The 10,769-nt window shown below is 48.0% G+C and carries 9 protein-coding genes and 1 pseudogene; 1 reads left to right on the top strand and 9 read right to left on the bottom strand.

Going from position 1 to position 10,769, the window contains the following annotated elements; all coding sequences use genetic code 11:
- The 9 genes and pseudogenes from VK958_RS01030 to yajC form a co-directional block, all read right to left on the bottom strand.
- Positions 1 to 233, bottom strand: a pseudogene (locus VK958_RS01030) (efflux RND transporter periplasmic adaptor subunit); the annotation flags it as partial.
- A 10-nt stretch (positions 234 to 243) separates the two neighbouring features.
- Positions 244 to 1,494 carry a TolC family protein gene (locus VK958_RS01025; RefSeq protein WP_325238398.1) on the bottom strand — a complete coding sequence of 417 codons (1,251 nt, stop codon included), beginning with the start codon at positions 1,492 to 1,494 and terminating at the stop codon, positions 244 to 246.
- A gap of 100 nt (positions 1,495 to 1,594) precedes the next feature.
- Complete coding sequence (locus VK958_RS01020; protein ID WP_325238397.1) at positions 1,595 to 1,930, bottom strand: hypothetical protein; 336 nt, start codon at positions 1,928 to 1,930, stop codon at positions 1,595 to 1,597.
- A 222-nt stretch (positions 1,931 to 2,152) separates the two neighbouring features.
- On the bottom strand, positions 2,153 to 4,408 hold the full coding sequence (clpA, locus tag VK958_RS01015; protein ID WP_325238396.1) for an ATP-dependent Clp protease ATP-binding subunit ClpA: 2,256 nt from the start codon (positions 4,406 to 4,408) through the stop codon (positions 2,153 to 2,155).
- Between the two features lie 296 nt (positions 4,409 to 4,704).
- Positions 4,705 to 5,016 (bottom strand): ATP-dependent Clp protease adapter ClpS, encoded by a 312-nt coding sequence (gene clpS / locus VK958_RS01010; protein ID WP_325238395.1) that lies wholly within the window; start codon positions 5,014 to 5,016, stop codon positions 4,705 to 4,707.
- 99 nt (positions 5,017 to 5,115) lie between these two features.
- Positions 5,116 to 6,384 (bottom strand): HlyC/CorC family transporter, encoded by a 1,269-nt coding sequence (locus VK958_RS01005; protein WP_325238394.1) that lies wholly within the window; start codon positions 6,382 to 6,384, stop codon positions 5,116 to 5,118.
- Positions 6,385 to 6,595: 211 nt separating this feature from the next.
- Complete coding sequence (secF, locus tag VK958_RS01000; RefSeq protein WP_325238393.1) at positions 6,596 to 7,540, bottom strand: protein translocase subunit SecF; 945 nt, start codon at positions 7,538 to 7,540, stop codon at positions 6,596 to 6,598.
- Between the two features lie 47 nt (positions 7,541 to 7,587).
- Complete coding sequence (gene secD, locus VK958_RS00995; RefSeq protein WP_325238392.1) at positions 7,588 to 9,417, bottom strand: protein translocase subunit SecD; 1,830 nt, start codon at positions 9,415 to 9,417, stop codon at positions 7,588 to 7,590.
- A gap of 46 nt (positions 9,418 to 9,463) precedes the next feature.
- Entirely contained in the window at positions 9,464 to 9,778 is a 315-nt protein-coding gene (yajC, locus tag VK958_RS00990; RefSeq protein ID WP_325238391.1) for a preprotein translocase subunit YajC, read from the bottom strand.
- 88 nt (positions 9,779 to 9,866) lie between these two features.
- On the opposite strand from yajC, the gene VK958_RS00985 reads away from it, so the two are divergent.
- The gene (locus VK958_RS00985; RefSeq protein WP_325238390.1) at positions 9,867 to 10,373 is read left to right on the top strand and encodes a hypothetical protein; all 507 of its coding nucleotides are present in this window, start codon (positions 9,867 to 9,869) and stop codon (positions 10,371 to 10,373) included.
- Positions 10,374 to 10,769: the final 396 nt, after the last annotated feature.

Raw genomic sequence — 10,769 nt, 5'->3', positions numbered from 1 at the left:
GATTCATATTGCTCATCCACCTGGATGCGTCCTGGAATACGTAAAGTATCCACAAACTGCACTTCACCGACGGTACCGATCTTGATATTGGCTTCCAGTTCAGGAGTGAGTGTCACAAGGTTTGGGTCTACCACTGCTTTGGTTTCCGGCGCTGGCGCCGGTTTTTCCGAACACGCGGTTGACATCACCGCCAATGCGGCAGTGAACAAAGTTGAAATTAAAATACGAGACATGACCATTCCCTTATGGTTGGACCAAATCAGAACCGATGAAACGTTCGATTTGCAATACACTGAAAAAATAATCGAATTTGGCAATCAGATAGTCACGTCTGACATCACGATTGACGCGTTGCGCATCCAGGTATTCCAGGATGCCGCGTTCTCCGAATTTATAAGCGGCTTCAGCACGGCTGAGCGTGGCTTCCGATTGCTGCAATAAGCCATTTTCAAACACTTTCAGCTGGTTGCTGGCAATGACATTCCGCTGGTAAGCACTGTCGATTTCCTTGCGTAGCACTTGCTTTTGCAATTTGATATTGGCGTCTGCTTCATCGATGCCGGCAGCAGCTTGCGCAATCTGGCCTTCACGCCGGTTCCATACCGGCAATGGCACCACGACCCCCACCCTGAACGTATTCAGGTCAGGATCCTGCGTGAAGTCTGACTTCAATGTCAGGCCGGGAAAGCGCAAATTCCTCTCCAGTTTTAACCTGGCTTCTGCGCTATCCTTGGCGGTGATCAATTGCTGTAGGTAAGGATTGTTTTCTGCAGATTCGCGTAAGGTAACGATGTCTGGCAATGGCCCAATGACGGGCGCTTGAGGTTTGATGTCGAAGTCATCCGGCATATTCCCTATCATGCCGCGCAAGATGGCTTTGGCTTCTTCAATACGGGTTTGTGCACTGGCATAATCCCGTTCAGCCACCAGTAATTCGGTATCTGCCTTGATCAGTTCGTATCTGGCGGCTTCGCCGACATCTACTTTGCGTTTGATCTTGGTTTGAATCTCCCTCAATACGTTGAGGTTGGCAGCAAACATTTCCAGGACTTGCTGGCGTAGCTGCACCGTTAAATACGCTTGCTTGATCAGGTTGCGTAGATCAAAGCTGGTGGTTTGTATGCCTTTTTCGGCATAAGTCAGTTGCTGTTCAGCGAGTTCGCGCCGCGAAGCACGCGTGCCAGGAAATTCCAGCGGTTGCGAGAGGGTGACACCATAGTTTCTTTCGGTGGCTCCTGGTGTTGGTACACCACGGTATCTGGCTGGGCCTGCCATGACTTCGAGATCAGGGTTAGCAAAAGATCTCGCAACGGTGATGCCAGCCGCGGCAGCTTCAGCCTGCGCTTTACTGACCGCCATCGTCGGGTTTTCGGCGACGGCTTTATCCAGCAGGGTTTTCAGGTCAAACGTAGGTTCAGCGAATGCTATCGGCGATATCAGGCAGGACAACCACAGGAGCCTGCATGCTTTTCGCCAGCGGGTATGACTTAACATAACAATCCTTCTCAGATGACTGTATCTATCATGACATAGTCACCTTAATTAATAATTAAAATGTCACTCTGACAGCAAAGCTGAAAGAGGTAGGATGCTATTAAGTGAGCTGGGGTGGCCGGTCTAGCCAGAAACGGAAGTGGGTATGGTAAGCAGGTAAATGATGATCAGGTGCGTGGTGGCTTGCGCGGCGGAGCGGGTAATTAAAAGCCGGCAAGGTGATTTTATCAACATCGACTTCAGCCACCTCTAGCATGTCGACACAGCTGCTGGCCTCTACAAAGCCCGCAGATAAAGTGTCATCAGTCGCATTCGACATGATGACAGCTGAGCTACCCGTTTGGAGTAACGTCGTTGTGACTACGGGTTCAGCAGCAGTTGTCTGCAATGCGAACACTAAACACAACAAATGTAATAAATAAAAAATTTTTTGCATGTACAAAATCAAGACTGCGTGTCATTGCTCGTTAAGGCTTGATGAGCAATTACCGTACCAGCCATGAGTGTGTGCGTAACCTATTGATTTAAATGCTGTACCAAAGCCAATTGCAATTATACGCTTTGGTTAATATGTGAAATGCACTATTTATGTGCAAAAACCACAGCGACATTATAGTTCATGTCGCTGTGGTCGCATAGTTTCAATCGGTCGGCTCTGTTAGGCCGAAATAGTTTCTTCTTTAAAGATCAGTTTGATCTGGTCATTCTCGTCAATATCGATATGTACCTGACCACCATCATTCAGACGGCCAAATAACAGTTCATCAGCCAGTGCCTTGCGGATGGTATCCTGGATCAGGCGTGCCATAGGACGTGCGCCCATCAGGGGATCAAACCCTTTTTTGCCCAGGTAAGCTTTCAGTTCATCGCTGAATGTGACATCGACTTTTTTCTCGTGCAGCTGATCTTCCAGTTGCATGAGGAATTTATCGACTACACGCAGGATGATTTCCTGGTTAAGTGCGCCAAATGATACCGTTGCATCCAGGCGATTACGGAACTCAGGGCTGAATAAACGCTTAAGATCTGCGGCTTCATCGGTCACATCTTTGCTGTTGGTAAAGCCGATGCTTGCTTTAGATAAGTTCTCCGCACCCGCGTTAGTAGTCATGATTATGGTCACATTACGGAAATCCGCTTTGCGGCCATTGTTGTCAGTTAACGTACCATGATCCATCACTTGCAGCAGGATGTTGAAAATATCCGGATGCGCCTTCTCTATCTCGTCCAGCAACAATACGCAATAAGGCTGCTTGGTCACTGCTTCAGTCAGCAGGCCACCCTGGTCAAAACCGACATAACCAGGAGGCGCACCAATCAGGCGTGATACCGCGTGACGCTCCATATATTCGGACATATCGAAACGTAACAGTTCAATGCCCAAGACATATGCAAGCTGTTTCGCCACTTCTGTTTTACCGACCCCTGTTGGGCCTGCAAACAGGAAGCTGCCGATTGGTTTATTACCATTGCCCAGGCCGCTGCGTGCCATTTTGACAGCTGAAGCCAATACATCAATAGCTTTATCCTGGCCAAATACCACCGCTTTCAAATCACGCTCCAGCGTTTTCAAAGCGTTACGGTCATCGGTAGAAATATTTTTTGGCGGAATGCGTGCAATCTTGGCAATGATGTCTTCAATCTCTTTATTACCAATGATTTTCTTCTGTTTGCTTTTCGGCAGAATACGTTGCGCAGCACCAGCCTCATCAATAACATCAATGGCCTTGTCAGGCAAATGACGGTCATTGATGTATTTGGCAGATAATTCTGCAGCAACTGTCAGGGCGCTGGCACTGTATTTCACACTATGATGTTCTTCAAAGCGTGTTTTCAGGCCTTTAAGAATTTCAATGGTTTCAGCGATGCTAGGCTCAGCTACGTCAATTTTCTGGAAGCGGCGTGAAAGGGCATGATCTTTCTCAAAGATACCGCGGTATTCCTGGTAAGTGGTTGCACCTATGCATTTGAGTGAACCATTCGACAAAGCCGGTTTCAGCAGATTGCTGGCATCTAAAGTCCCGCCACTGGCTGACCCAGCGCCAATCAATGTATGAATCTCATCAATAAAAAGGATAGCTTCCGGTTTTTCGGCCAGTTGCTTCATGACGGCCTTCAGGCGTTGCTCAAAATCACCACGGTATTTTGTACCGGCCAGCAATGCGCCCATATCTAAAGAGTAGACAGTCGCATCCTGCAATACTTCAGGGATTTCCTTATTCACGATACGTGAAGCCAACCCTTCGGCAATAGCGGTTTTGCCCACGCCAGCCTCGCCGACTAATAACGGATTGTTTTTGCGGCGGCGGCATAGCGTTTGAATCACGCGTTCAAGTTCGAGGCCACGGCCAATCAGCGGATCAATTTTTCCGGCAACCACTTGTGCATTCAGGTTAAGCGTAAAGCTTTCCAGGGCGCCTGTAGAAACGCTCTCACCTTCAGTTTCCTGTTCGGTATTGCTCGCTTTAGGTTCGCTTTCCTGGATTTTGGCCACGCCGTGTGAAATGAAATTCACTACATCAAGACGGGTCACGCCTTGCTGATGCAGGAAAAATACTGCATGCGAATCTTTTTCACCGTAGATGGCGACCAGCACGTTGGCGCCAGTGACTTCTTTTTTACCGGAAGACTGTACATGCAGCATGGCACGCTGGATAACCCGCTGGAAACCGAGCGTAGGCTGAGTATCCACCTCGTCGGTACCGGCGACGGTTGGGGTGTGCTCTTCAATGTATTGGCTAAGCTCACTGCGCAAGGTGTCAAACTTGGCTCCGCAAGCGCGCAGTACTTCTGCGGCGGTCGGGTTGTCCAACATGGCCAGTAATAGATGCTCAACTGTAATCAATTCGTGACGCTTTTGTCTCGCGTCCATAAAAGCCATGTGCAGGCTAACTTCAAGTTCTTGAGCAATCATGATGACTTTCCTTAATCCACTACACTACAAAAATACACTAGGAAACACGCAATGTTCATACACGCTATTAATGTACACCTACAAGCCTCTGTATGTTTACTAATATCGTGCCAGATGATAAAAAATTCAATGGTTCGTTAGCGCTATTAGGTAATAATTTGTGAAACTGCTTATTAGTGACTTTGCTGTGCGACACGCATTAAATGATAATCAAATTATCCTAACACCTGCCGGGCAAACTTGAAGCATGGGAATGTCACTGTATTCCCTCGATATTCTCAGGATAAATGATTAAATTAAGCCGCTTCGATGACACATTGCAAAGGGTGTTGCGCTTCCTGAGCTGATTCCATCACCTGATGCATTTTTGTTTCAGCGATATCCTGTGGATATACACCACACACTCCAGCGCCTTCAGTATGAACTTTGAGCATGATTTGCGTGGCTTGTTCGCGGGATTTGTAAAAAAAACGTTCAATCACGACGATAACAAACTCCATGGGGGTGTAATCGTCGTTCAATAACAACACTTTATATAGCTCTGGAGGTTTTGGTTTGGCGATTTGTGGATCCAGTGCCAAATCGCCTTCACGCTTGGGTCGTACCATAATTTTGCATACCTGATCTTAAGTTTATTTTGCGCCTTGTAAGAAAAAATTCAAGTGCTGGCTATGTAACTACAGTTTAAAAAATAATAACTGTGGCTTTTAAAGATAAATTTTGACAAGTTTGACGATGCGGTCCTGCACGTCAACAATTTCCAGGCGATGCTGACCCAATTTAAAACTGGTGCCAGGTTCTGGGATGTCCTCGAAATGTTCCAGAATCAATCCATTCAAAGTACGTGGACCATCAATTGGCAATAAGAGTTTCAGTTTACGGTTGATATCGCGTAACTGACTGCTGCCATCCACCAGCCAGCTGCCATCTTCATTCTCGTGAAAGTCTTTGGTACGCTCAGGCGATTGAGTGGTGAATTCACCGACCACTTCTTCCAGAATATCTTCCAGCGTCAGCAGACCTCTGAATTCACCATACTCATCCACCACCAGGGCAATGCGCTCATGATGTTTCTGAAACTGTTGCAACTGAGTATACAGCGGCGTACCGGACGGAATATAGTAGGGAGGGCTAATCGCAGCCTGTAGCAAGCTTTTGCTAGGCGCTTTGCCAATATGGAAGTCACGTAATAATGGCAGTACTTTGCGTACATGAACGATGCCGACAATATCTTCATGATCGCCTTGCCTAACCGGCAATCGGGAATGATGGCTATTCGCCAGTTGTTCCATAATCTGTTCAATCGGATGGTCCAGATCAACAAACTCAACCTGTGTGTGTGCAGTCATCACATGGTCGACAATGATGTCTTCCAGATCGAGCAGGTTCAGCAAAATCATGCGGCTTTGCGAAGGGATATATTGCCCGGCGTCACTGACAATACTGCGTAATTCATCGGTGGTGACAGAGTGCGCCTGATCAAAATTGACTTTTACGCCTAAAAGTTTGACGAAGCCTTTAACAAACAAGTTAACAAACCAGACAATCGGGTTGAACAGCCAGATCAGCGGATACAGCAGGTAGCTGGTGGCAAATGCCAGTTTTTCCGCATGCGCCGCCGCAATCACCTTTGGGGAAATTTCACTGAACACCAGAATGGCAAAGGTAATGGCTAAAGAGCCCAGCATCAGCACATAATCGCCTTCACCGAATAAGCGCTCTGCAATAATCACCTCCAGCGTAGATGAGCCGACGATACAAAAGGTATTGCCCAATAAGATGGCACCCAGGGTTTTATCGGTTTGAGCGATGAGCCGGCTGGCGAGTTTTGCACCGCGGTGACCCTGTTTCGCCATATGCCGCATGCGGTAGCGGTTGACGGACATCAGGCTGGTTTCAGCGACCGAGAAAAAAGCAGTGAATGACAGTAGCAGAATTAATAAGCCGATCTGCCAACTTAAAGGAATATTGTCCAAGGGCGTGGGGAAAAAAACAAGAAGCCACTAGTGTACTCACCAGTGGCTAAAAATCAAGAAAAACACAGACTAATCAACGCATGTATGCCACCAAACCGTTTGGTGGCATTTTCCGGTTTGTCTAGTCAGAAAGCACAACTACCAATGTCGCTTGCTCACATATCCCGAGTTTCATGACGCATTAATAATGCCACATGTGTTGCATAAATATTTAAGGTGCGAGTGCGGCTTCGTCTTCTTTAGGTTTTTTCTCAGCGTCGCCAATCAGGTTGGCGCGGCTTACGCCCAGCCACATGGCAATCGGGCAGGCAACCAGTACTGAAGAATAAATACCAAACAAAATACCAATGGTTAGTGCCAGTGAGAAGTTATGCAGGGTTTCGCCACCAAAAAACAACATCGAACAAACCATGGTTTGTGTCATCAAGTGGGTGATGATAGTGCGCGACATGGTGCGGGTAATCGCATTATCAATCACATGCACTGCCGACGCTTTACGCATTTTTTTGAAGTTTTCACGTACGCGGTCAAACACCACCACGGATTCATTTACCGAGTAACCGAGCACCGCCAGGATGGCCGCCAGCACTGTCAGGTTGAATTCCCATTGGAAGAAAGCGAAGAAGCCAAGAATAATGATGACGTCATGCATGTTGGCGATGATGGCGGCAACTGCAAAACGCCACTCAAAACGCAGCGCCAGATAACCCATAATGCCTGCGCAAACCAAGAGCAGGGCCAGCGCACCGTTTTCGTAAAGCTCTTCACCAACCTGAGAGCCTACGGATTCCACGCGGCGAATTTCGGCACCACTATCAGCCGCCTTCAGCGAGGTCGAAATTTTTTCGGATAACTGCGCAATTGATAATTCTTTTTTCACTGGCAGGCGAATCAACACGTCCTGGCTGGAACCAAAGTTTTGTACTGTGACATCCTTCAAGCCGGTGTTATCAATCACTTCACGGATTTTTCCGATATTTGCGGTAGTCGGGTAATGCACTTCCATCACCGTGCCACCGGTGAAATCAACGCCATAATGCAGGCCTCGATGCATCAGGAAAAAAACCGCCAATATAAAAGTAATCAGCGATATTGAAGTGGTCAGACGTCCGTAACTCATAAACGGGATGTCTTTTTTAATTCTGAATAATTCCATAATCTGTTCTCAAATAGTTTGTGACAGCAATCGCTGCGCCGAATGTGTTAGCCGATTGGCAGGCGCTCGATTTTGCGGCGATAGCCGTATAACAGATTCACCATTGCGCGTGATACCAGCACAGCACTGAACATCGAAGTCATAATCCCCAATACGTGTACGACAGCGAAACCTTTGATCGGGCCGGTGCCGAACATAAACAGCGCCAGACCGGCTATCAGGGTAGTCACGTTGGAGTCCAGAATAGTGTCAAACGCACGATCATAACCGGCATGGATGCTCGCTTGCGGCGTATTGCCATTACGTAATTCTTCACGGATACGCTCGTTGATCAGCACGTTGGCATCAATCGCCATCCCCAGTGCCAACGCAATCGCAGCCAGGCCAGGCAAAGTCAGCGTTGCTTGCAGCATGGAGAGGATTGCCACCAGCAGTAACAGGTTTACACCCAATGCCATCACGGAAACACCACCGAATACCATGTAGTAGATGATCATCATCACGGCAATCGCGGCAAAGCCCCATAAGGTGGAGTGCACGCCGCGTTTGATGTTTTCTTCACCCATGCTCGGGCCAACGGTACGTTCTTCAATGATTTCCATCGGCGCTGCCAATGCACCTGCACGAAGCAGCAATGAAATGTCAGTCGCTTCCTGCGCATTCGCCATGCCTGAGATCTGTACTCGGCCGCCGCCAATCTCTTCATTGATCACAGGTGCAGTCACCACTTCGGTGCTGCCTTTTTCGATCAGTAAAATCGCCATACGCTTGCCGACATTTTCGCGGGTAACGTTTTTGAAGATGCCGGCACCGCGACCATCCAGAGTCACGTTCACGACAGAAGAACCATTCTGGCCATTGACACCAGGGCCTGCATCGGTGATACGGTCACCCGTCAGTACTACGCTTTTCTTGACCAGCACAGGACGGTTGTCGCGGTCAAAATACAGCTCATCGCCAAAGGGTACCTGACCGCTTTGTGCTTTTTGCAAAGTCGCCATGTCGGCTTTTTCTTCGTCTACCATACGGATTTCCAGCGTTGCCGTACGACCGAGGATTTCCTTGGCTTTTGCCGTATCCTGCACGCCAGGCAACTGGACCACGATACGGTCTATCCCTTGTTGTTGCACAATAGGCTCCGCCACACCCAGTTCATTGATCCGGTTATGCAAGGTTTGGAGGTTCTGCTTGAGTGCAAACTCCTGGATCCGTTTTTGTGCCATGGTGCTCATGCTGGCGGTCACGCTAAAGTCTTTGTCGCTGCCGCTGACTTTATAAGTCAGGTCTGAAAAATCTTTTGCCAGCAGATTGCGCGCTTTAGTCGCTTCCGCTTCCGATTCAAATTTAATCACTACCACCTGGCCCTGGCGCTCAATCCCGTAGTAATTGATTTTTTCCTTGCGCAGATTCATGCGGAAATCACCAACTGTACTTTCGGCAGCTTTGTCCAAAGCCGCTTTCATATCGACTTGCAGCAGAAAATGTACCCCGCCACGCAGGTCCAGGCCCAAGTACATAGGCTTGGCGCCTATGCTTTGCAGCCAGTTCGGTGTTTGCGGTACCAGGTTGAGTGCCACGGTATAGTCCTTGCCAAGGGTTGATACCAGTTTATCTTTTGCCAATAGCTGTGTGTCTGTATTGGCAAAACGCACTTTCACGCCGCTCGCATCCAGAAACACCCCATCAAAGGGAATATTTGCCAGTTTTAAAGTGCTCTCCACTTTTTGTAACAGGCTCTCGTCTACTTTGAGGGATGTTTTTGCCGGGCTGATTTGCACCGCTGGGGATTCACCAAAAAAGTTGGGAATGGTGTACAGCAAACCAATGACAAAGACTGTGCCAATCAGCACGTATTTCCATAATGGATAACGGTTCATAAAAACTCTTATACTGAATAAAGGACTAGCGTGCTGTCACTTGTAATTAAATGGATTTTATTGTGCCTGGTGGCAGCAAAGTCTGTACGGTATGTTTTTGTACGTTGACGACAGTGTTAGCGGCGATTTCAACGCTGATAAAGCTTTCACCGACTTTAGTCACCTTGCCGACGATACCGCCCGTAGTCGCGACTTCATCACCGGATTTGAGTGTTTCCAGCATGGATTTATGTTGTTTTGCCTGTTTCATTTGCGGACGGATCAGCATGAAATAGAACAACACAAAAATCACGATCATGGGGACAAAACTCATGATGTCACTGGTCGCTGGGCCAGCTGCGTAGGCATTGCTAATCAACATATTTTTTCTTCCTGAATCAATCTACGAAATAACTCGCGATTTTAGCACAGCCGGGAGAAGAATGAACGCGGCGGTGAGGTGAGGGCTGTTGATAAAAGGATTCTTTGATATCTATGTTTTTGATGATGAGGTGTTGCGATATTGGATTAATCGGCAGTTCAGCTGGAAGCAATGCTCATCTTTTCGTCATACCAGAGCAGGGTTGAGCCAGGGGTTTTGCCGAGCATGCTCTGCGCCTGCGAGACGGCTGGCTTATGCCAGTGCGCCCTGCAAACAGGTCGTCATTCTGGCGGAGGCCAGAATCCAGGCAAGGTTAATTCATAGCTCTGTAACAATAAAAGAACTAGAGTTGCACTTCCTGGAAGTTTTAATTAAGTATTTCTTTGGATGGTTAAACATTCCTTTTCGCCTGCAGGCGAGTTACTTTTCTTTGCTTGCCCAAGGAACAAGTAACCAAAAGAAAAGGCACCCTAGCTTCCGCTCGTATCCTGCGTTGCTCGCCAAAATAAGCGGTCACGAAACTCATCCTAGCGGCCTGCACAAAACGCAGGCCACCGCGGGATTCAGACAGTCGCTCCCTTCTTCCTTATTTTGACTGTGCTACTCGGCGCGTCAGATAGGGGCCCGTTGAAATCACCACGATGAAAAATTGGTAAAACGCACTTCATTCAGGGCGCTAAAAGCCTGTTTTAATCTCTAAGACTAAAACCCAATAAACTCTTTTGTTCTTTAATGATTTGCCACTGCGATTGAGCGGGATTCAATGTAAAGAGACACGCCAATGTGAAAGCGTGTGTTTTTTATGGCCCCCTATCTGCCGCGCCGAGTAGCGCAGTCAGCGTGGGAGTTGTCGGCCAGCGTCTGTTCGAGTTCCGCAACAAGCCACGAACTGTGTGGCTTGTCAGGGCGAGTTTCGTTGGACGCCCACGTTGATGAGCAACGCAGGAATCAAGCGGAAGCTAGGGTGCATTTCTTTTGGTTACTTAGTTCT

It is taken from the genome of Methylophilus sp. (genome assembly GCF_035460085.1).
Taxonomy (GTDB): Bacteria; Pseudomonadota; Gammaproteobacteria; order Burkholderiales; family Methylophilaceae; genus Methylophilus.
Note: the sequence above shows the minus strand (reverse complement) of the source record. Positions and strands in the feature narration are given on the sequence as shown.